Raw genomic sequence first — 22,458 nt, 5'->3', positions numbered from 1 at the left:
CCCAAGAGGCGGAGAAAAAGAGAAAAGGGTTAACTAGTTGAGTGAACTAGTGCCCGAGTGGAGGAGAAAAAGAGAAAAGGGTTAACTAGTTGAATGAACTAGTGCCCGAGTGGAGGAGAAAAAGAGAAAAGGGTTAACTAGTTGAGTGAACTAGTGCCCGAGTGGAGGAGAAAAAGAGAAAAGGGTTAACTAGATAGGTGAACTAGTGCCCGAGTGGAGGAGAAAGAGAGAAAAGGGTTAACTAGTTGAGTGAACTAGTGCCCGAGTGGAGGAAAAAAAGAGAAAAGGGTTAACTAGTTGAGTGAACTAGTGCCCGAGTGGAGGAGAAAAAGAGAAAAGGGTTAACTAGTTGAGTGAACTAGTGCCCAATTAGCGGAGAAAAAGAGAAAAGGGTTAACTAGTTGAGTGAACTAGTGCCCGATTAGCGGAGAAAAAGAGAAAAGGGTCAACTAGATCGAGGAACTAATACCCTAAAGAACAAGAAAACTGACAGCCGGGTAACTAATCAGGTAACCAAACTATTCCCCAATTAATCACGCAAAATAGCCTCCCTATTCGCACGAACAGCGATGGAAAGATATCGACGAGATAACAATTTAAATAACAAAAATCCCCTCCATCTCTTTCCTTTTTGATTGTTATCACTAGTGATATAATGATGGAATGGAATGATAGAATGGAGGAAGTTTGCATGTACGAGGTTAGCGAGTGGCACCATGTGTTTAAGCTCGATCCTGATAAATATATTTCTGATGAAGATTTAGAAAAAATTTGTGAATCTGGTACGGATGGGATTATCATTGGAGGTACAGATGGTATTACACTTGAAAAAGTGCTGGATTTAATGGCACGAGTGCGCAGATATACGGTGCCATGCGTCCTTGAGGTTTCTGAGATTGACGCCATTACGCCTGGCTATGATCTGTTTTTTATCCCAACTGTTCTAAATAGTACGGATACAAAATGGGTGAAGGGCCTTCATCATGAAGCAGTTAAAGAGTATGGAGAAATAATGAACTGGGAAGAGATACTTGTTCAAGGATACTGTGTATTGAATGCGGAATGCAAAGTGGCTGAATTAACGAATGCAAAAACCGATTTAACTGTTGAGGATGTAAAGGCATACGCAATGATGGCAGAAAAAATGTTCCACTTACCCATCTTTTATATTGAATATAGCGGAAAATACGGTGATGTTGAAATCGTTAAGGAAACAAAAGCTGTACTTGATGAGACCGTGCTTTTTTACGGCGGCGGCATCCAAAGCGTGGAACAGGCTCGAGAGATGGGCGCTCATGCAGATGTTGTGGTTGTAGGGAACGTTGTTTACGAAGATTTAAAGGTGGCACTTCAAACTGTCGATGCAGTCAAACAATAACACATTAGGACTTGTAAGTTTAATATCATAAAGTTAAAATAAAAATAAGAACATTTGTTTGTATGGTGGTGACGGAAACAATGCAATATTTATCAGATAAACTTCTAAAAGGTTTAAACCCGCAGCAGCAAAGTGCCGTGAAATCTACGGATGGTCCGCTGTTAATTATGGCGGGTGCAGGTAGCGGCAAGACAAGAGTGTTAACTCATAGAATCGCCTACTTAATGGTAGAAAAAAGTGTGAATCCATATAATATTTTGGCGATTACCTTTACTAATAAAGCAGCAAGAGAAATGAGAGAGCGAATCCAAAACATGATGGGCGGAGTAGCCGATCAAATTTGGATTTCCACCTTTCACTCCATGTGTGTGCGAATTTTAAGAAGAGATATTGATCGAATTGGCTATAACCGCAACTTTACGATACTAGATCCAACTGATCAGCAGTCTGTTGTTAAGAGCATACTGAAGGAAAGAAATCTAGACCCGAAAAAGTTTGATCCTAGAGCGATACTTGGTTCAATCAGTTCAGCGAAAAATGAATTGATCAATCCGGAGGAATATGCAAAAACCGCGGGTGATTATTTTCAGCAAGTCATAAGCGATGTGTACACAGATTACCAGAAGCGGTTGAGAAAGAACCACGCATTAGACTTTGATGATTTAATCATGCTGACAATCCTTCTGTTCGACCGTGTACCTGAAGTGCTTGAATACTATCAGCGCAAATTCCAATATATCCATGTAGATGAGTATCAGGATACGAATAGAGCACAATATATGCTGGTCAAGCTATTAGCAAATCGGTTTAAAAATCTTTGTGTAGTAGGGGATTCAGATCAATCCATCTATAGATGGCGCGGAGCGGATATTGCAAATATCCTCTCATTTGAAAAGGACTATTCAAATGCCGAGGTTATCTTGCTTGAACAAAACTATCGTTCGACACAAAGAATCCTAAATGCAGCAAATGGTGTAATTGAGAAGAATGCCAACCGCAAAGCGAAGAACCTATGGACGGAAAATCCTGAAGGGAAAAAGATTCATTATTTCCGTGCGGATAGTGAGCAGGGTGAGGGACAATTTGTTGTTAGTAAAATTAAAGAATTGATGGCAGCTGGCGATAAAAAGTTAGCAGATTTTGCGATTCTGTATCGTACCAATGCACAATCACGTGTAATGGAGGAAATGCTTTTAAAGTCAAATATTGAATATGCGATTGTTGGTGGAATCAAGTTCTATGATCGTAAGGAAATTAAAGATATTCTTGCTTATTTACGCTTAATTGCGAACCCGGATGATGACATAAGCTTGCAGCGTGTCATTAATGTACCGAAGCGTGGAATCGGTTCTGGCTCGATAGATAAAATCGCCAATTTTGCAACGATGCATGATCTAACAATGTTTGAGGCTTTAGATTCCATTGAATTAATCGGACTAAGCCCTAAAACCACTAAATCAGCGAGAGAGTTTCGCGATTTAGTAAAGAATTATACACAAATGCAAGAATACCTGTCTGTAACAGAATTGGTTGAAGAGATTCTTGATAAATCTGGATACAAAGATATGTTAAAGGCAGAGAAATCAATTGAAGCGCAAAGTCGTCTCGAAAACTTAGATGAATTTTTATCAGTTACAAAGAACTTTGAGGATGGGGCAGAAGATAAAACACTAGTGGCCTTTTTGACAGACCTCGCTTTGGTTGCTGATATAGATAAACTAGATGATGATGGACAAAAAAGCGATGCTGTTATTCTCATGACACTTCATTCTGCAAAAGGTTTGGAATTCCCGACTGTCTTCTTAATGGGCATGGAGGAAGGTGTCTTCCCACATAGCCGCTCACTAATGGAAGAGGCTGAGATGGAAGAAGAGCGCAGATTAGCGTATGTAGGTATAACGAGAGCGGAAGAAGAACTATTTATCACGAATGCACAAATGCGTACCTTATTTGGCCGGACAAACATGAATCCGCCTTCTCGATTTATAAAAGAGATTCCGGAGGATTTAATTGAAGGTATTGAACCAGCAGCAAAAGCAGGTGGAATGGGGAACTCTCCATTTGGGTCATCTCCTTCTAGAATGCAGCCTCTCCGAAAGGCAGTTGTGCGTCCTTCTATAGAAGCTACAGGCGGCGACGAAGTAACTTGGAGTGTTGGAGATAAAGCAGTGCATGGTAAATGGGGAGTTGGAACCGTGGTGAGCGTGAAGGGTTCGGGCGAAGGAACAGAATTAGATATTGCCTTTCCTAAACCAGTTGGCATCAAGCGATTACTCGCTAAATTTGCTCCTATTACAAAAGGCTAAATTGAAAATAAAATGGCAGGCGTGATTAAAAAGCATCTGCCGTTTTGAAAGGGTTGGAAAAAGTGGATCTTAAAGCAGCTGAAAATAGGGTGAAAGATTTACAAAATCTGCTCAACCAATACAACTATGAATATCATGTGCTCGATCAGCCGTCCGTACCTGATGCGGAATATGATCAGCTATTACATGAATTAATCCAACTTGAGGATGAATTTCCACATCTAAAAACGGATGATTCCCCTACACTAAGAGTAGGCGGCACAATCCTCGATATGTTCGAGAAAGTCGAGCATCGGTCGCAAATGCTAAGCTTAGGGAATGCCTTTAACGAACAGGATTTGCGTGATTTCGATCGCAGAGTACGTCAGCTTGTAGGCGATGAATTTTCTTATGTATGCGAATTGAAAATTGATGGACTGGCTGTTTCTTTACGCTATGAAGATGGATTATTAATGATTGGTGCAACGCGAGGGGACGGCTCGATAGGAGAAAATATCACTGCGAATTTACGTACAATCAGGTCTATACCTCTTCGGATTAAAGAAGGGTCTACCTTAGAAGTTCGAGGAGAAGCCTTTATGCCTAAAAAGTCCTTTATGGCGTTAAATGAGATAAAGGAAGAGAAAGGCGAAGAACCTTTTGCAAATCCGAGGAATGCCGCAGCTGGTTCCTTAAGACAGCTGGACCCCCGCATTGCGGCATCAAGGAACCTTGATATTTTCGTTTATGCCATCGCAGACGTGGGAAATACTGGCGTTGAATCTCATAGTGAAGGTCTTGATTTTCTTGAAAAACTAGGCTTTAAAACAAACAAAGAGCGAAAAAAATGTGCCAATATTGAAGAGGTTCTCGCTTTTGTTCATCAATGGACAGAAGAGCGTCCTAATTTGCAATATGATATAGATGGCATTGTCATTAAAGTGAATGCATTCGAGCAACAAAGACAGCTAGGTACAACAGCAAAAAGTCCGCGCTGGGCCATCGCGTATAAGTTTCCTGCAGAAGAAGTAGTAACGACTTTAAAAGCGATTGAGCTAAGTATTGGGCGTACCGGCGTCCTCACTCCAACAGCCATTTTAGAGCCTGTTAAGGTGGCGGGCACAACGGTGCAGCGTGCGTCGCTTCACAATGAAGATTTAATTCGTGAAAAAGATATTAAAATTGGCGATTATGTAGTGATAAAAAAGGCCGGGGATATTATCCCTGAAGTCGTTAACGTTCTTTTAGACCGAAGAACAGGCGATGAACAGGAATTTAATATGCCAACGCATTGTCCCGAATGTGAAAGTGATTTGGTGCGACTAGACGGCGAAGTGGCATTGCGCTGCATTAACCCAAAATGTCCAGCACAGATCCGTGAAGGTCTTATCCACTTTGTGTCGCGAAATGCGATGAATATCGATGGACTAGGGGAAAAGGTAATTAGTCAATTATTTTCGGAGAAGTTAATTGAAGATGTGGCTGACCTCTACAAACTCACATATGAACAGTTAATTGGTTTGGAGCGGATGGGTGAGAAATCCGTCAATAAATTGCTTCAAGCGATTGAGGCATCCAAACAAAGCTCATTAGAACGCCTTTTATTCGGTTTAGGTATCAGACATGTTGGAGCTAAAGCAGCGAAAACATTAGCACAGCAATTTGAAAATATTGATTCATTGAAAATTGCCTCTCGTGAAGATTTAACAGCAATTAATGAAATCGGTGAAAAGATGGCTGATTCTGTAGTTACGTATTTTGAACAAGAAGAAGCTGAAGAACTCATAGAAGAACTGAAGCAATCAGGACTCAATTTAGAATATAAAGGACCTAAGCCATTGACAGCTGAAGAATCTGATTCAATCTTTGCCGGTAAGACAATTGTATTAACCGGTAAGTTTGAGCAGTTTTCTCGAAATGATGCGAAGGAAAAGATTGAAGCGCTTGGCGGGAAGGTATCTGGCAGTGTCAGCAAGAAAACAGATTTTGTCGTTGCTGGGGAAGACGCGGGATCTAAGCTGACAAAAGCACAGGAATTAGGGGTTACCGTCTGGGATGAAGAGAAACTGACCAAGGAACTAAACTTGTAAGAGGTGGGAAACCGTGAAAAAAATAATGACATTATCATTGGCAATGCTCCTTTTACTCGCTGGCTGTGCACCAAATTTTAGCAAGCAGGAAGAAGTTATTGAAGAGAATGAGGATTCCGAAGAAAAGGCGATTATCCCGAATTTTAAAATTTCGGATTCTTATTATCGCACCCTTCTTCCATTTAAAGCGAGTGAAGCAAGAGGCTTAGTCGTTAATAATATCAATACGAAGTATGATCTGAATGAATTTGAAACAGGTCTGATGAGAGTCGCACAGAATAACTTTGATACAGAGAAGTTCTTTTTCCAGGAAGGTCAGTATCTTGATCGAAGTACGATCGTTTCATGGCTTAATCGTGAGTTCACAGATGCTCAATTAAAAGAAAGAAAAATGGAAAAAGAAGAAAATATCGGTCTTAACCCTTTAGATAATGGAAAGGGAGATATTGAAGATCGTAATGAGAAAGCACCGATTTATCTCGCTCATATCCTTGAGCATAACTATCGTGTTAAAGATGGGGATGATAAGGTGAAATTAGGTGGAGTAGTCATCGGATTAGCCTTGAATTCTGTGCATTATTACCAAAAAGAACAATATGGCGCGACATTTGAAACGAAAATTGACCGAAAAAAACTTGAAGCAGAAGGCAAGAAGATAGCAGAGGAAATCTTGCCTCGTCTAAGAAAAATAGAAGGGCTGGAGAATATCCCAATTACAATTGCAATGTTTGAACAGCAAAGCAGAACATCAGTTGTGCCAGGAAATTTCTTCGCTTATGCACATGCGGGTCAGGGAAGCAATAAGCTTGGCAGTTGGGAAAAAGTGAATGAAAAATACGTGCTCTTTCCATCAAACACTGCTGAGAAGGATCACCGTGAAGACTTAACATCATTCCTAAATTTTAAGCAGGATATTGAGAAATATTTCCCGAATTTTAATGGTGTCATTGGCAATGCCTTCTATGCTCAGGGCCAGCTCCAGCAATTGGATATTAATATACCAATCCAATTTTATGGTAAAGCGGAAGCGGTAGGATTCACTCAGTATGTAGCAAGCAGAATCATGACAAGCTTTCCAGAGTATATTTCTGTTCAAGTAAATATTACTTCCGTAAACGGTCCTGAATCATTAATTATTAAGAAAACCGACCAATCCGAACCTTTTGTCCATGTTTATCAATAATTTAAATGATTTATTTCCACTTAGGGAAAAGTAAATAAGTAACGGAAAGAATCATTTGATGAAATTTGTCGAGGTATGATAGAATAACGGATGTAAAAGAGTTTTAAATAATAACACAGCATATCAAACGAGTATATCACTTTAAAACTATTGCGAATTTTTTGCAATAGTTAAGTATGGTTGCTGTTAGTACACAGGAGGATGAAAAATGGTACAACCTTACAAACATGAGCCATTCACTGATTTTAATAAAGAAGAGAATAGTGAAGCATATTTAAAGGGTCTAGAAACAGTTAAAGGCTATTTAGGCCAAGATTATGACCTTTTAATCGGCGGAGAGCGCATTTCTACAGAAGATAAAATTGTATCGGTGAATCCTGCCAATAAAGAAGAAGTCATTGGTCGAGTGTCAAAAGCAAACCGTGACCATGCTGAACAAGCGATGCAAGCTGCAGTTGGTGCTTTCAAAACTTGGAGAAAAGTTAAGGCAGAAACACGTGCAGATGTGCTATTCAAAGCCGCTGCAATCATTCGCCGACGCAAGCATGAATTCTCAGCGTTATTAACAAAAGAAGCAGGTAAACCTTGGAGCGAAGCTGATGCAGATACAGCAGAAGCAATCGATTTTCTTGAGTATTATGCTCGCCAAATCTTAGAAATCAAAGACGGTGTGCCAGTTAACAGCCGCCCGAATGAATATAACCGTTATGACTATATTCCATTAGGAGTAGGAATCATCATTTCTCCATGGAACTTCCCATTAGCAATTATGGCAGGTACAACTGTTGCTGCTATCGTTGCAGGGAACACAGTATTATTAAAACCAGCTTCTACAACTCCAATTGTTGCAGCGAAATTCGTTGAAGTAATGGAAGAAGCAGGTTTGCCTAAAGGTGTGCTTAACTTCGTACCAGGAAGCGGTGCTGAAGTAGGAGACTACTTAGTTGACCATAAAGATACTCGTTTTGTATCCTTCACAGGTTCACGTGACGTGGGTCTTCGTATCACTGAGCGTGCGTCTAAATTAAGCGAAGGTCAAATTTGGATCAAACGCGTAATCTCTGAAATGGGCGGAAAAGATACAATCGTAGTAGACAAAGAAGCAGATCTTGAATTAGCTGCACAATCAATCGTTGCATCTGCATTCAGCTTCTCTGGTCAAAAATGTTCTGCATGTTCACGTGCAGTAATCGTTGAAGATGTTTACGATCAAGTATTAAACCGTGTAGTTGAAATCACAAAAGAGAAAAAAGCTGGTAATCCTGAAGATACAAGCAACTTCACAGGCCCTGTTATCGATCAAGCAGCTTATGACAAAATCATGAGCTACATCGAAATCGGTAAAGAAGAAGGTAAATTAATGGCTGGTGGAGAAGGAGACGACTCTAAAGGCTTCTTCATCCAACCAACAATCTTTGCTGACCTTTCACCAGAAGCACGCATCATGAAAGAAGAAATCTTCGGCCCAGTTGTCGGCTTCACAAAAGCAAAAGACTTCGACGATGCGATTGAAATTGCAAACAACACAGAATACGGCTTAACAGGTGCTGTTATCACAACCAACCGTGAGCACATCCAAAAAGCGCGTGAAGATTTCCATGTCGGAAACCTTTATTTCAACCGCGGTTGCACAGGCGCTATCGTAGGCTACCAACCATTCGGCGGATTCAACATGTCAGGTACTGACTCAAAAGCGGGCGGTCCAGACTACATCATGCTTCACATGCAAGCAAAAACAACTTCAGAAATGTATTAATATAATGAGAGAGCCATCCTTTTAGAGGATGGCTTTTTTTTTGTGACGGATAGAATAAGGTGGATAACAGCGAGAAATAAGCTGACCCAACGCCTACAACCAACTCAATAACCCAATCTCTTCAATTAAACTGACCAAAAAAATCAAAAGAGCCCCACATAAAACATTACATTCCCATTCATCAAGCAAAACCAACTATTTCATCAAAAACTGGCTCATAAAACCCATCCACGCAATAATCTTCTACAACCAAATCCCAGCAAGGTATTTTATCATTAGTCAAATGGAGTGTACAAACTAACCCTGTCGAAAAATGACGAAAATAATTTGAGATAATTTTGAATAGGAAGGTTCCATTTATGAAAAACCTGTTATATAATACAAAATGTAAATAAATAATTGTATTAATACAGTGAAGACGAGAATCAAACCTATTGATCATTTTAAAGGAGGATTTTTAGAGATGGCAGATGAAAGAATTCGTCAATTAGAAGAGAACTGGGCAATGGATGCGCGCTGGAAGGGTGTCGAAAGACCATATTCAGCGGAAGAGGTTATTAAACTTAGAGGATCCATTGATATCGAACATACACTGGCACGCAGAGGGGCAGAAAAACTGTGGAAGCTAGTTAACGAAGAAAACTTTATTAATGCGCTTGGGGCGTTAACAGGCAATCAAGCTGTGCAACAGGTTAAAGCAGGCTTGAAAGCTATATACTTAAGCGGATGGCAAGTGGCTGCTGATGCAAATCTTTCAGGTAATATGTATCCGGATCAAAGCTTATATCCAGCAAACAGTGTGCCGAATGTTGTAAAAAGAATTAACCAAGCATTGCAGCGTGCTGATCAGATTCACCATTTGGAGCAAGATCAATCTATTGATTGGTTTGCACCGATTGTTGCGGATGCTGAAGCTGGGTTTGGCGGACAGTTAAATGTATTCGAATTAATGAAGGGCATGATTGAATCAGGAGCTGCAGGGGTTCACTTTGAGGACCAGCTATCTTCTGAAAAGAAATGCGGACACTTAGGCGGTAAAGTTTTGCTGCCAACACAAACGGCAGTGAAGAATTTAATTTCTGCTAGATTAGCAGCTGATGTAATGGGTGTTCCAACTCTAGTAATTGCAAGAACAGATGCAAATGCAGCTGACTTAATCACAAGTGATGTGGATCCATATGATGCACAATTTATTACTGGTGATAGAACACCTGAGGGCTTCTTCCGTACAAATGCTGGTTTAGATCAAGCAATTGCTAGAGGCCTGGCGTACGCACCATATGCAGATTTAATCTGGTGTGAAACATCTGAACCAAGCCTTGAAGAAGCGCAAAGATTTGCAGATGCCATTCATGCGAAGTACCCTGATCAACTATTGGCATATAACTGTTCACCATCATTCAACTGGAAGAAGAAGCTCGATGAAGAGTCAATCGCGAAATTCCAAGTGGAGCTTGGAAAAATGGGCTACAAGTTCCAATTTGTTACTCTTGCGGGCTTCCATTCATTAAACCACAGCATGTTTGAACTAGCACTTGGCTACAAAGACAGAGGAATGGCAGCATACTCTGAACTGCAACAAGCTGAATTTGATAGTGAAGCAGCCGGCTACACAGCAACAAGACATCAGCGTGAAGTAGGTACCGGATACTTTGACCAGGTGTCAATGACAATCACTGGTGGAACTTCTTCCACTACAGCATTGAAAGGATCGACAGAAGAAGAGCAATTCTCAAGCGAAAAGCTTGAAGTGTAAGTTACGATTTATGTGATTTTTTCAACCTTTACTATTCTCCAATTTTTAACCTCTCTTTCTAGAGAGGTCTTTTTTTTATGAAAAAATCAACCATTATAAGGTTCGTTGGCATAGGAAAAATGGGAGCACCGCTATGCTCCTATTCTTACTCATATCGGAACCTTTTAGAAAAAACTACATACATTTTTAGTACTGAATCAAAACAGGGCATTTCATTTTTTTCAGGAGCAAGAATAGGCTATACTAAAGCGAACATATCCATTAATCAAACATTTGATTGAATGCGTGGAGGTGCGGTCGTGGCGGAAAAGATTGATGAATATTTAAAGCAAGGGATGTATGGGCAAAAACAGACGAAGCCGGATGAGCGAAGGCGGTTTCTTGGAACGCTAAGAGAGCGGACGGTCATTGCTTTGAAACAGCCGCAAGTAAGGAAGCCTGGCATTATTGCTGAAGTTGAGTCTGCACTTCAGGACCATTCAAAAGCAAGGCTCTATTTAAATGGTCATATGAGTTATCAGGACCTTTCTAAATATATAAAAGTGGCCACATCCAATCATGTTGACTATACGATTGTTACAAATAAGGATTTTAACTCTGAGCTGGGTCTAGTGCTGGCTTATGATTATGCGATAGATCATGAGGAAATCTATGTGACTATTGAAGAAAATAACCAAACAAAGCCAGAAGCAAAATCGAAAACAGGGCTGTTCACTTTAATAAAAAAAGTGCTGAGGCGAGGCTGACTAATTCAGGTCAGCTTTCTTTCTTATGTATGAAAATGCGATCTCCATCAAGTCATGGTAAAATAGTCAAAGGGAAGAATGAATCAATCAAAGCTTCATATTGCTTTAACGCGTGAAAGTTTGATATGATCAATATAATTGCGTATTTTTTAAGAAGATATGGAGGTGGCTTATATGTCCAGAATTACAACAGACCAAGTAAAGCATGTGGCGAACTTGGCAAGGCTTGCAATATCAGAGGAAGAAGCTAAAGCGTTTAAAAACCAGCTTGATGCCATCATTTCGTTTGCTGAAGAGTTGAATGAAGTGGATACCGATCATGTGGAACCGACTTCACATGTATTAGATATGAAAAATGTGTTAAGAGAAGATAAAGCAGTAAAAGGACTTCCGCAGGAGGAAGTTTTAAAAAATGCTCCTGAGCATCAGGACGGCTATGTGAAAGTACCGTCTATTATCGAATAGCTGGAGGGAAAAAGTGTGAGTTTATTTGATCATAAAGTATCAGAGCTTCATGAGCTTTTACATAAAAAAGAAATCACTTCATCTGACCTTGTAAGCGAATCATATAAAAGGATCAATGAAGTGGATGGCAAGGTACAAGCATTTTTAACATTAGATGAAGAAAATGCGCGTGCTGCAGCAAAAAAAATCGATGAGAAGCTTGCTGCTGATGAAGGAAAAGGGCTTCTTTTTGGCATGCCGATCGGTGTAAAAGATAATATTGTAACAAAAGGCTTGCGCACGACATGTGCAAGTAAAATCCTTGAAAACTTCGATCCAATTTACGATGCTACCGTTGTAAATAAATTAACAGATGCAGAAACCATTACGATTGGTAAATTAAATATGGACGAGTTCGCAATGGGATCTTCCAACGAAAACTCAGGCTTCCAAGCCACTCGCAATCCTTGGAACTTAGAAACTGTTCCAGGTGGTTCTTCTGGTGGGTCAGCCGCATCGGTTGCAGCTGGAGAGGTTCTGTTTTCACTGGGATCTGATACAGGCGGTTCAATCAGACAGCCTGCATCATTCTGTGGAGTTGTTGGATTGAAGCCTACATATGGACGAGTATCACGTTTTGGACTTGTTGCATTTGCTTCATCCCTTGACCAAATCGGACCCATTACTCGTACAGTTGAAGACAATGCTTACCTGCTTCAAGCAATCTCTGGCGTTGATCCAATGGATTCTACTTCAGCGAATGTAAGCGTACCGAATTTTGCAGAAAGCTTAACTGGCGATGTAAAGGGATTGAAAATAGCGGTTCCAAAAGAATATTTAGGTGAAGGCGTACAGGAAGAAGTTCGCCAATCAGTCCTGGATTCATTAAAGGTGCTTGAAAAGCTAGGTGCGACATGGGAAGAGGTTTCATTACCGCACTCAAAATACGCGTTAGCTACCTATTACTTATTATCTTCTTCAGAGGCATCTGCAAACTTATCAAGATTTGATGGCGTTCGTTATGGCTACCGTACGGAGCAACCTGAAAACTTGATTGATTTATACAAGAAATCGCGTTCTGAAGGCTTTGGCGATGAAGTGAAACGCCGTATTATGCTTGGAACATTCGCATTAAGCTCAGGTTATTATGATGCTTACTATAAAAAAGCGCAAAAAGTGCGTACGTTAATTAAGAAAGATTTCGAAGACGTATTTGCTAAGTATGATGTAATTATCGGCCCAACAACTCCGACGCCAGCATTTAAGCTTGGAGAAAAAATCGATGATCCGCTTACAATGTACGCGAATGATATTTTAACGATACCAGTCAATCTTGCAGGCGTTCCAGGAATTTCTGTTCCATGTGGGTTCTCTAATGGTCTTCCACTCGGACTGCAAATTATCGGCAAACACTTTGATGAAAGCACGGTTTATCGTGTGGCCCATGCTTTCGAACAAGCAACAGACTTTCATAAACAAAAACCGGAACTGTAAGGGGGGAAAGTCATGGACTTTGAAACAGTAATAGGATTAGAAGTACACGTTGAATTGAAAACAAACTCAAAAATTTTCTCAGCAAGCCCGAACCATTTCGGTGCCAAGCCAAATACAAATACAACAGTTGTTGATTTAGGCTACCCAGGCGTGTTACCTGTAGTGAACAAAAAAGCGGTAGAATTCGGAATGAAGGCCTCAATGGCCCTTAATTGTGAAATCGCTCCAGTCACTAAATTCGATCGCAAAAATTATTTCTACCCAGATAACCCGAAGGCATATCAGATATCCCAATTCGATAAACCAGTAGGGGAGCACGGCTGGATTGAGATCGAAGTGGACGGCTATAAAAAGAAAATCGGCATTACGCGCATTCATTTAGAAGAGGATGCAGGAAAACTGACTCATGAAAAAGGCTATTCATTGATCGATTACAACCGCCAAGGAACACCGTTGATTGAGATCGTTTCTGAGCCGGATATCCGTACGCCGAATGAAGCCTATGCTTATCTTGAAAAATTAAAATCGATCATCCAATACACAGGGGTTTCTGACTGTAAAATGGAAGAGGGGTCACTGCGCTGTGATGCGAATATTTCCCTTCGTCCTGTTGGCCAAGAAGAATTCGGAACTAAAACAGAGCTGAAGAACCTAAACTCTTTTAACTTTGTACGCAAAGGTCTTGAATATGAAGAAATTCGTCAGGAAGAAGTTTTGAGCGCTGGCGGCGTGATTGAGCAGGAAACACGCCGATTTGATGAAGCAACAGGCAAAACGATTCTTATGCGGGTAAAAGAAGGCTCTGATGATTATCGCTATTTCCCAGAGCCGGATTTATTAGACATTCATATTGATGAAGACTGGAAGGCGCGCATCCGTGCAGAAATTCCAGAGCTTCCAGACGCTCGCAAAAAACGCTATACAGAAGATTTCGGTCTTCCGGCCTATGATGCAGCTGTTCTAACTGTAACAAAAGAGAGTGCAGATTTCTTTGAGGCGACTGTCGAAGCAGGAGCTGATCCCAAACAAGCATCCAACTGGGTAATGGGTGAAGTTTCCGCCTATTTGAAGGCAGAGCAGACAGAGCTTCATGAGACAAAACTGACTCCAGCAGGCTTAGCAGGTATGATTCAATTGATCGAAGATGGCACCATTTCTTCAAAAATTGCCAAAACCGTTTTTAAAGAATTAATTGAAAACGGTGGAGAGGCTAAGAAAATCGTTGAAGAAAAAGGTTTAGTGCAAATCTCAGACGAAGGGGCCCTCCTGACAATCGTTACAGAAATTCTGGATGCCAACCCGCAATCCATTGAGGATTTCAAAAACGGCAAGCAAAAAGCAGTCGGCTTCCTTGTTGGTCAAATGATGAAAGCAACAAAAGGACAAGCAAACCCTCAATTAGTTAATAAACTATTGATGCAAGAAATTCAAAAAAGATAAGAGCTAATGCTGACAGATTTTCCGTCAGCATTTTTTTGATTTCAATCTTATTTAGGAAAATCGCATAAAGCAGATAAGAAAGGGTCGGATTCTCATCTAAAAACAGGAATGTCGCCTAAACCAGATAAGAAAGAGCTGGATTCTCATCAGAAAACAGAAAAGTCGCCTAAACTAGATAAGAAAAAGCCGGATTCTCATCAGAAAACAGGAATGTCGCCTAAACCAGATAAGAAAGGGCTGGATTCTCATCAGAAAACAGGAAAGTCGCCTAAAGCAGATAAGAAAGGGTCGGATTCTCATCAGAAAACAGGAATGTCGTATAAACTAGATAAGAAAGGGGCGGATTCTCATCTAAAAACAGGAATGTCGCATAAACCAGATAAGAAAGGTTCAGATTCTCATCAGAAAACAGAGAAGTCGCCTAAAGCAGATAAGAAAGGGTCGGATTCTCATCAGAAAACAGGAATGTCGCCTAAACCAGATAAGAAAGGGCTGGATTCTCATCAGAAAACAGGAAAGTCGCCTAAAGCAAATAAGAAAGGGTCGGATTCTCATCAGAAAACAGGAAAATCGCATAAAGCAGATAAGAAAGGGTCGGATTCTCATCTAAAAACAGGAATGTCGCCTAAACCAGATAAGAAAGGGCTGGATTCTCATCAGAAAACAGAGAAGTCGCCTAAAGCAGATAAGAAAGAGCCGGATTCCGGATTCTCATCAGAAAACAGGAAAGTTGCCTAAAGCAGATAAGAAAGGGTCGGATTCTCATCAGAAAACAGGAATGTCGTATAAAGCAGATAAGAAAGGGCCGGATTCTCATCAGAAAACAGGAATGTCGTATAAACTAGATAAGAAAGTGGCGGATTCTCATCAGAAAACAGTGAAATCGCCAAAAGCAGATAAGAAAGTGGCGGATTCTCATCAGAAAACAGGAAAGTCGCCTAAACCAGATAAGAAAGGGTCAGATTCTCATCAGAAAACAGTGGAATCGCATAAACCAGATAGGAAAGGGCCGGATTCTCATCAAAAAACAGTGAAATCGCCTAAAGCAGATAAGAAAGAGCCGGATTCTCATCTGAAAAAAGGAATGTCGCCTAAAGCAGATAAGAAAGAGCCGGATTCTCATCAGAAAACAGGAAAGTCGCATAAGGTAGATAAGAAAGAGCCGGATTCTCATCAAAACACAGGAAAATCCCCTAAACCAGATAAGAAAAAGCCGGATTCTCATCAGAAAAACAGGAAAGAGAAGTAAAAGGCAAATACTGCCCTAACTCATACAAAAATAAAGAAGAAAGAGAAATAAAAATTGAATCCCCCCAATCAGATGCCAAACGAGAAAAGGTAAATAGAAAATCGTTTTTCCCCTCAAACTACCCTAAAAAAATGCCTGTTCAGAAAATACAAATAATGTATATTATGGGTGATTTTCTCTTTTGTTTTCCGACAATATTTTTGTGTATTTCCCAGGAAAGGATACAATGGGACAAGCTAAGACAGGATATGTCATGAGTTGTACTCAATATTTCTTACAAATAAATACAAAGCTGATATAATATTAGAAAAGTTTACTTTTAAGGTGATGATTTCGTGGGGATATTGAGAATTTCAGAATTAGAGAAGCACAATGAACATACGGTTGTATTTCCAGCATTTAATTTAGAGGTTTCAGAGCGTGAAGTGGTTGCCATTCATGCAAGCACCAATGTCAGAACCACTTTACTTAATATAATCATGGGCGGGGCGTCTGCCTCGAATGGTGTAGTTTACATAAACAACGAAACAATAGAAAAATCGAGAGGAACTTTTTTGGCGAAAATCGGGGGCTTCTTTTTGCAGGATGGATTATATGAAAGGTTGTCAGTAAAAGAACATCTTTCATTTTACCAATCTATATATGGATCAACTCTTGCTGTCGATGAGGTTATCCGAATGGTCCAACTAGAGGGAAAACGTAATCAACGGGTTGGGAAGCTAAGCTTTTCTGAACAGAGAAGAATCCATTTTAGCCGATTGCTATTTCAGAATCCGGATTTTTTGATATTTGAAGAGCCCGACCAAAATATTGATTTAGAAACGAAGCGCATTTTTCTTAAGCTGGTAAGGGCTATAAAGGAAAAGGGCAAAGCGATGCTCGTGCTGACAGGAAATATGGAAAGTGCTCTTGCCATAACAGATACTGTCTATCGCTTGGATGACAAAGGGTTCCATACCCTGGATATACGTGCAGAAGATAATGAAAAGGATCTAGCTGAGGAGAAGAGCAAGGATGAACTGGGAAATGATGAAGTGATTGTTCAACCAGTAAGATTTGAAAAAATTCCAACGAAAGTTAATGAAAAAATCGTTTTATTTGATCCGCCTGAAATCGATTATATCGAAAGCAGTGATGGACAATCACTCATTTTTATAAAGGGAGAATCCTATCCTTGTATGTTTACGATGACAGACCTTGAAATCCGACTTCATCCATATGGCTTTTTTAGATGCCATCGTTCTTATATCGTTAATCTGCAAAAAGTCCGTGAGGTAGTGACCTGGACACGGAATAGTTTTACTCTTGTATTAACGGATGATAAAAAATCGTCCATTCCGCTTTCAAAGACCAAAATGGCAGAATTAAAAGGAATGTTAGGCTTAAAATAGTCTCCATTCAAACTTGAAATGCTCCATTCACCCCTAAAATCGCTCTTTTCATCAATAAAATAATGTGAGGGTTGGATTTGTTGTTTACTATTGAGACATGGAAAACAAACGAACCGATCAGGGGGATAAAAAATGGAAAGCATAATTGAAGTGAAATCATTAGCGAAATTATTTAGCAATCAAGCCGCTTTAGAAAATGTCTCATTTAGTGTAAAAAAAGGAGAAACATTTGGATTTTTAGGACCGAGTGGATCAGGCAAAACAACAACTATTAAAATTCTTACTGCACAGCTGGTACCAACTGACGGCGAAGCATATGTCTTTGGCGTACCAACGTCAAAGTTAAAGAATCCGGAAATGAGGAAAAAAATCGGTGTACTTACCGATAATAGCGGGCTTTATGCAAGGTTGTCTGTATTCGATAATTTAAAACTATATTGTGATTTATATGATGTTCCTTATTCAAGAATAGATGAAGTGTTGGAAATGGTTAATATGGCTGGAGAAAGAAAAAAGGTCATATCAAAGCTCTCAAGGGGAATGCTGCAGCGCGTCACCTTGGCGCGAGCGTTTTTGCATAAGCCTGAGCTTCTATTTCTAGACGAGCCGACATCTGCATTGGACCCGGTTAACACGAGACATATCTATAGAGGGCTAGAAAGACTGAAAGAAGAAGGTACAACAATTTTTTTAACTACTCACGATATGAATGAAGCAGAGGAATTATGCGATCGAGTGGCCTTCTTAAACAAAGGGAAGATACAATTACTTGATTCCCCTTTGGCTTTGCGTCGGAAGTTTGCGGATCATACGGTTACTGTCGAGCTTTCAGGCGGGGAAAAAGAAGTAATTGATATGGGACCTGCTGGTGCAAAGGCATTGCATGAATATATGTCAGAAAATAAAGTGACTTCTATCTATTCGAACGAACCGACTCTTGGCGATATATTTGTTGAGGTGACAGGGAGGAAATTATCATGACTTTTTCAATGAAACGTTTATTGGCCATTTTCAATAAGGATTATAAAGACTTAACAAGAAATTTGTATGTTTCATTTACATTGTTAGTACCACTCGTGTTAGCAGCAGTTTTTGGCAGGCAAGGAATCGATTCGATTGACCTGTATTACATGGTATTTAACATGGCGCTATGCTTAGTTGCAGCTTACATTCAATGCTCATTAATTGCAGAGGAAAAAGAAAAGAACACACTGAGAGGTCTTATGCTCTCACCTGCAAGCACGATGGAGATTTTAGTTGGAAAAGGGTTATTAAGCTTTGTTACAACCATTTTAGTGATTGGAATCTCCGCTTATTTCTTAGGTTATATGCCTGAGAACCTACTAATTGTAAGTTTGGGTATCATACTTTCAACCGTCTTTTACATCGCGTTAGGAACAGCGCTTGGCTTAGTCACTAGATCAGTTATGGAAGCTTCAGTGATCATTATGCCGTTTGTATTCATATTCTCCTTTGGGACATCGTTATCTGTCTTGGCTGAAAAATATCCCATTTTACAAGCAGCTGACTATTTGCCAAACTCTCAACTCATTATGATAGCGAAGGAAGTAGAGATGGGAACTGGACTTGCAGAACTATGGAGTCATTTCGGCATCATTGGACTATGGGTTATTGGTATGGCACTCATCACGATGGTTATTTATCGGAAGAGAATGGTGGATTAATATATTTTAAGAGACGTCCTTGTATCTTTCGGGGGCGTCTTGTTTCTATTTTCAAACCATGAACTCTCCTGATTGCAAAAAAGATGATAAAAAGGCGGTATATAAAAGGATATCAAAAAGTAAAGTCTAATATACTTAATCAGTGAGTAAAAAAAGAAGTTCAATCATTCGATAAAAACCTTTTGCGTTTTAAATATTAGAAATAGGAGGTTAAATCCATTGAAAGACAAATTCAGATACTTTCTCTCACTTACCATTCTGGGTGCAGTAGGGGTACCTGTAATGGTTTGGAATTACATTAATGCAGGGTGGTCAGCTCTCTCTTCTATCGTTGTTTTAGTAAATAGCAGTTTATTAATTGTCGGTTTGGTCGGCTTAATCGTTTTAAAAAAGAAAAAATCAGCAAAACATGAGAGGTAGCTGCCGATGTACCAATATTTCAAGACTATTTTGGCACTCCAACTGTTGGCGGCTTAGTGGTAATAGCAGCGATCATATTGTACATCATTTTTAATTGACTTGCCGAAAGGGCTAGACTTATTCTCGGCAGGGGATTCTTCGATAGCGATCATAATTCAAACATAATCAGGGGTGCATCATGCAGTTAATTGGACATGTAGGCAAGATCTTAAGATATCCGGTGAAATCACTTGGTGGAGAGAGTGTGTCGAGCGCACGCGTAATGTACTATGGGATGTATGGAGACAGAAGCCACACAATATTAGATGAGAGTAGACAAGGAAAGTATCTGACGATCACACAATTCCAAGAGATGGTGAAATATAAAGCTCGGTTTATTGGAGAGGAATCGGCCGATCGATACCCGGCTGTAGAAATTATTACACCTGACGGCAAGGTTTTTGTTTGGGAAGATGAAGAGTGGAGAAAAGAGCTGGAATCAAAAAGTAAAAGAAGATTGTCATATAAACAATATTCGCCAGCACACGTTCCTATTGGGGCGATTGAAGAAGAGCCTCTTTTAGTGGTCTCTGATGCTTCATTAAAGTCTTTGAGTGAGATGACAGGGAAACAACTGATCGATGAACAGCGATTTAGGCCGAATATCTTATTGGATCTGATTGATAAGACACCGTTTTTAGAAGAGGAATGGGTTACGAAGCATTTAACAATTGGGGAAGTTGAAATCCAGGTGGACCGGTTTTGTGAGCGCTGCATGATTATCACGGTCGATCCTCAAACAGGGGAAAGAGATGCGAATGTGCATAAGCAGGTGATTAGACATCGAAAGAATAACTTTGGCGTTTATGCTAGTGTAATCAAGACTGGGAGCATCCATATTGGCGATGAAGTATGGATAAAGGAGAAAGTATAATGAATAAACAAAGGGAAAACATTCTCCAGCATTATGAAGTATCGATTAAATTTGTAGAATCATTATCTGCTTTGATTGAAGACCAATGGCGATCCCAAATCGCGGAGGGCAAGTGGACGATTGCCGAGGTGATTGGCCATTTGGGACCGTGGGATGAATTTGTTTTAAACAAGCGGATTCCATATCTATTTTCGAAAGCTGACTTGCCTAAAGGGCCGGATGCCAAAGAAATGAATGCAGAATCGGCCATTCGAGCGCGTCAACAGAGTAAAGAAATAACCATTAATCAATTTATAGAGGTAAGAACAGCGCTATATGAAACGATGAAACAAATACCTGAAACACGGTGGGAAGAGGAAATCCATATAGGGAAAAGCACGCTCACATTATCCGATTATTTTCTTGGATTAGCCGAGCATGATCAACATCACTTTAACCAGATTCTTTCCTTAAGAGGCTAATTATCATTCACAGTCTTTTTGATTAATAATCTTGGTAAGAAAGATTGCAGGAGTGGTATCATAAAGGAAGATAGAAGTTACTAGAAAAGCAAAGGAAGTGCAATTAAATGGCATTGAGTCAATGGTTTGATAAAGGCTTAACAGCACAGCAGTACATAGCAGGAATGAAGGTTAATAAAGAGGCGATGAATACCATTTATGAAGGCTTTACTTTAGCTGATGAAGAGAAGCAAGCGCTTATGGCAGTGGCTGATGCAGGTTTAACAGCCATTGTGCTCACTGAGGATTGGTGTGGAGATGCGATGATCAATAATCCAATTCTTTTAAACATTGCAGAGGAAATCAATATGGACGTCCGTTTTGTCCTACGAGATTCAAACTTGGAATTAATGGATCAATACTTAACGAACGGAACTTCACGCGCGATCCCCATCTTTATTTTTATCGATCAAGAGGGCAATGAAAAAGCGGTTTGGGGTCCAAGAGCTCCAAGATTACAGGAGCTTGTAATGGAGAAACGGGCGACGCTGCCGGATAAAGAAGATCCTTCATTTGAAGAAAAACAAAAGGCTGTATATAAAGGATTGGGTGAAACCTATCAAATAGATGCAAGCCTTTGGCATGCGGTGGCAGATAGCATTATCAATACTCTAGTTGCAAAAAAATAAATAGAGAAAGGTGTTGTGGGAGTTGGATTGGAATCGAAATCGCGTCACGGAGCTACTGAAAATTGACTATCCCATCTTTCAAGCGCCAATGGCAGGGGGAGCGACTACAACAGAGCTTGTAAGCGAAACCTCCAATTGCGGCGGGCTTGGGAATCTGGGAGCAGGCTATATGAATCCTGAAGATATCACAGAAAGCATTAAGCAGATTCGCAGTATGACCAATCAGCCATTTGGTGTAAATATATTTGTGCCGAATCATGAGGTTATCTATACAGACAATGATGTGAAAAGAGCAATTAGCGTTCTTTCTGAATATAAGGATGAGCTGAGGATTGATGATGACCTGGTCCTGCCGGAAAAAAATCATATGCTCTTTTATAAACAGCAGCTTGAAGCCGTTTTGAAAGCAGCGGTGCCTGTATGCAGTTTCACTTTTGGTATCCCCGATTCTCATATCATCTCAGAGATGAAAAAAGCCGGAACGATCATTGTCGGGACTGCCACTAATGTGAAAGAGGCGCTGATTTGGGAAGAAAGCGGAGCGGATATGATCGTAGTCCAAGGCAGCGAGGCAGGGGGACATCGCGGAACATTCACTGGGGAAGAAACGGGTTTAATTGGCTCAATGGCCCTTATCCCTCAGGTTCAAGATGCCGTGACGATTCCTGTGATTGCTGCAGGCGGTATCATGGATGGCAGGGGCATTGCTGCAGCCCTGATGCTGGGTGCAGAAGGAGCGCAGCTTGGTACAGCTTTCTTGACCGTGCAGGAAAGTGGAATCAATCCCACCTATAAAGAAGCACTGCTTCAGGCAAAAGGCGAAACTTCGCTAACAAAAGCCTTTTCCGGCAAGATGGCAAGAGGCATAACCAATCGATTCATGAAAGAGATGGAAAAAGAAGCGGTTCTTCCTTTCCCGCTGCAAAATGATCTGACCGGTGTCATTAGGAAGCAGGCAGCGAGTTTAGATAATCCTGATTTTCTGTCCTTATGGGCAGGTCAGGCAGTGTCGATGGTTAAACAAGTGTCGGTTCAGTCATTGATGGATGAATTAATAGAAGGAACAAACAAATTGCTTAAGTGAGAAGTGAGGTGGCTG

At 40.3% G+C, this 22,458-nt stretch carries 20 protein-coding genes; all 20 read left to right on the top strand.

Annotation, left to right across the window (positions count from 1 at the left end):
- Positions 1-691 precede the first annotated feature (691 nt).
- On the top strand, positions 692-1,378 hold the full coding sequence (pcrB, locus tag J2S17_RS23270; RefSeq protein ID WP_307478475.1) for a heptaprenylglyceryl phosphate synthase: 687 nt from the start codon (positions 692-694) through the stop codon (positions 1,376-1,378).
- An 80-nt stretch (positions 1,379-1,458) separates the two neighbouring features.
- Positions 1,459-3,684 (top strand): DNA helicase PcrA, encoded by a 2,226-nt coding sequence (gene pcrA, locus J2S17_RS23265; protein ID WP_307478474.1) that lies wholly within the window; start codon positions 1,459-1,461, stop codon positions 3,682-3,684.
- Positions 3,685-3,746: 62 nt separating this feature from the next.
- A complete protein-coding gene (gene ligA, locus J2S17_RS23260; RefSeq protein ID WP_307478472.1) occupies positions 3,747-5,753 on the top strand; it encodes an NAD-dependent DNA ligase LigA in 2,007 nt (668 codons plus the stop codon).
- 13 nt (positions 5,754-5,766) lie between these two features.
- On the top strand, positions 5,767-6,936 hold the full coding sequence (locus tag J2S17_RS23255) for a CamS family sex pheromone protein (RefSeq protein ID WP_307478442.1): 1,170 nt from the start codon (positions 5,767-5,769) through the stop codon (positions 6,934-6,936).
- Between the two features lie 208 nt (positions 6,937-7,144).
- Complete coding sequence (gene pruA, locus J2S17_RS23250) at positions 7,145-8,692, top strand: L-glutamate gamma-semialdehyde dehydrogenase (protein ID WP_307478441.1); 1,548 nt, start codon at positions 7,145-7,147, stop codon at positions 8,690-8,692.
- 463 nt (positions 8,693-9,155) lie between these two features.
- On the top strand, positions 9,156-10,448 hold the full coding sequence (gene aceA, locus J2S17_RS23245) for an isocitrate lyase (RefSeq protein ID WP_307478440.1): 1,293 nt from the start codon (positions 9,156-9,158) through the stop codon (positions 10,446-10,448).
- A 299-nt stretch (positions 10,449-10,747) separates the two neighbouring features.
- Positions 10,748-11,194, top strand: a complete 447-nt coding sequence (locus tag J2S17_RS23240) for a YueI family protein (RefSeq protein ID WP_307478438.1) — start codon at positions 10,748-10,750, stop codon at positions 11,192-11,194.
- Between the two features lie 174 nt (positions 11,195-11,368).
- Entirely contained in the window at positions 11,369-11,659 is a 291-nt protein-coding gene (gene gatC, locus J2S17_RS23235; RefSeq protein WP_307478437.1) for an Asp-tRNA(Asn)/Glu-tRNA(Gln) amidotransferase subunit GatC, read from the top strand.
- Positions 11,660-11,674: 15 nt separating this feature from the next.
- Positions 11,675-13,132 carry an Asp-tRNA(Asn)/Glu-tRNA(Gln) amidotransferase subunit GatA gene (gene gatA, locus J2S17_RS23230; RefSeq protein ID WP_307478436.1) on the top strand — a complete coding sequence of 486 codons (1,458 nt, stop codon included), beginning with the start codon at positions 11,675-11,677 and terminating at the stop codon, positions 13,130-13,132.
- A 12-nt stretch (positions 13,133-13,144) separates the two neighbouring features.
- Positions 13,145-14,572 (top strand): Asp-tRNA(Asn)/Glu-tRNA(Gln) amidotransferase subunit GatB, encoded by a 1,428-nt coding sequence (gene gatB, locus J2S17_RS23225; protein ID WP_307478434.1) that lies wholly within the window; start codon positions 13,145-13,147, stop codon positions 14,570-14,572.
- A 108-nt stretch (positions 14,573-14,680) separates the two neighbouring features.
- Positions 14,681-15,310, top strand: coding sequence for a hypothetical protein (locus tag J2S17_RS23220; RefSeq protein ID WP_307478433.1), 630 nt, complete (start codon positions 14,681-14,683; stop codon positions 15,308-15,310).
- Positions 15,303-15,821, top strand: coding sequence for a hypothetical protein (locus J2S17_RS23215; RefSeq protein WP_307478431.1), 519 nt, complete (start codon positions 15,303-15,305; stop codon positions 15,819-15,821). The genes J2S17_RS23220 and J2S17_RS23215 overlap by 8 nt, the downstream gene beginning before the upstream one ends.
- Positions 15,822-16,156: 335 nt before the next feature.
- Positions 16,157-17,212, top strand: a complete 1,056-nt coding sequence (locus J2S17_RS23210) for a LytTR family transcriptional regulator DNA-binding domain-containing protein (protein ID WP_307478429.1) — start codon at positions 16,157-16,159, stop codon at positions 17,210-17,212.
- A 132-nt stretch (positions 17,213-17,344) separates the two neighbouring features.
- Positions 17,345-18,193 (top strand): ABC transporter ATP-binding protein, encoded by an 849-nt coding sequence (locus J2S17_RS23205; protein ID WP_307478428.1) that lies wholly within the window; start codon positions 17,345-17,347, stop codon positions 18,191-18,193.
- Complete coding sequence (locus J2S17_RS23200) at positions 18,190-18,897, top strand: ABC transporter permease (RefSeq protein WP_307478426.1); 708 nt, start codon at positions 18,190-18,192, stop codon at positions 18,895-18,897. The genes J2S17_RS23205 and J2S17_RS23200 overlap by 4 nt, the downstream gene beginning before the upstream one ends.
- Before the next feature lie 219 nt (positions 18,898-19,116).
- Positions 19,117-19,317 (top strand): hypothetical protein, encoded by a 201-nt coding sequence (locus tag J2S17_RS23195; RefSeq protein WP_307478425.1) that lies wholly within the window; start codon positions 19,117-19,119, stop codon positions 19,315-19,317.
- Positions 19,318-19,495: 178 nt separating this feature from the next.
- Positions 19,496-20,230: an MOSC domain-containing protein gene (locus tag J2S17_RS23190; RefSeq protein ID WP_307478424.1), complete on the top strand. Its 735-nt coding sequence runs from the start codon at positions 19,496-19,498 to the stop codon at positions 20,228-20,230.
- The gene (locus J2S17_RS23185) at positions 20,230-20,691 is read left to right on the top strand and encodes a DinB family protein (protein WP_307478423.1); all 462 of its coding nucleotides are present in this window, start codon (positions 20,230-20,232) and stop codon (positions 20,689-20,691) included. Before J2S17_RS23190 ends, J2S17_RS23185 begins: the two co-directional genes overlap by 1 nt.
- A gap of 107 nt (positions 20,692-20,798) precedes the next feature.
- The gene (locus tag J2S17_RS23180; protein WP_307478421.1) at positions 20,799-21,359 is read left to right on the top strand and encodes a thioredoxin family protein; all 561 of its coding nucleotides are present in this window, start codon (positions 20,799-20,801) and stop codon (positions 21,357-21,359) included.
- A gap of 22 nt (positions 21,360-21,381) precedes the next feature.
- Positions 21,382-22,443 carry an NAD(P)H-dependent flavin oxidoreductase gene (locus J2S17_RS23175; protein ID WP_307478420.1) on the top strand — a complete coding sequence of 354 codons (1,062 nt, stop codon included), beginning with the start codon at positions 21,382-21,384 and terminating at the stop codon, positions 22,441-22,443.
- The last annotated feature ends 15 nt before the right edge of the window (positions 22,444-22,458 follow it).

It is taken from the genome of Cytobacillus purgationiresistens, assembly GCF_030813235.1.
Taxonomy (GTDB): Bacteria; Bacillota; Bacilli; order Bacillales; family Cytobacillaceae; genus Cytobacillus; species Cytobacillus purgationiresistens.
The sequence above is the reverse complement of the archived record's forward strand: the minus strand, read 5'-3'. Positions and strand labels throughout refer to the sequence as shown.

Coding starts and splice junctions, on each gene's coding strand:
- pcrB (WP_307478475.1), top strand. CDS start 692: ATGTACGAGGTTAGCGAGTGGCACCATGTGTTTAAGCTCGATCCTGAT.
- pcrA (WP_307478474.1), top strand. CDS start 1,459: ATGCAATATTTATCAGATAAACTTCTAAAAGGTTTAAACCCGCAGCAG.
- pruA (WP_307478441.1), top strand. CDS start 7,145: ATGGTACAACCTTACAAACATGAGCCATTCACTGATTTTAATAAAGAA.
- aceA (WP_307478440.1), top strand. CDS start 9,156: ATGGCAGATGAAAGAATTCGTCAATTAGAAGAGAACTGGGCAATGGAT.
- gatC (WP_307478437.1), top strand. CDS start 11,369: ATGTCCAGAATTACAACAGACCAAGTAAAGCATGTGGCGAACTTGGCA.
- gatB (WP_307478434.1), top strand. CDS start 13,145: ATGGACTTTGAAACAGTAATAGGATTAGAAGTACACGTTGAATTGAAA.
- J2S17_RS23220 (WP_307478433.1), top strand. CDS start 14,681: ATGTCGCCTAAACCAGATAAGAAAGAGCTGGATTCTCATCAGAAAACA.
- J2S17_RS23205 (WP_307478428.1), top strand. CDS start 17,345: ATGGAAAGCATAATTGAAGTGAAATCATTAGCGAAATTATTTAGCAAT.
- J2S17_RS23200 (WP_307478426.1), top strand. CDS start 18,190: ATGACTTTTTCAATGAAACGTTTATTGGCCATTTTCAATAAGGATTAT.
- J2S17_RS23190 (WP_307478424.1), top strand. CDS start 19,496: ATGCAGTTAATTGGACATGTAGGCAAGATCTTAAGATATCCGGTGAAA.
- J2S17_RS23185 (WP_307478423.1), top strand. CDS start 20,230: ATGAATAAACAAAGGGAAAACATTCTCCAGCATTATGAAGTATCGATT.
- J2S17_RS23180 (WP_307478421.1), top strand. CDS start 20,799: ATGGCATTGAGTCAATGGTTTGATAAAGGCTTAACAGCACAGCAGTAC.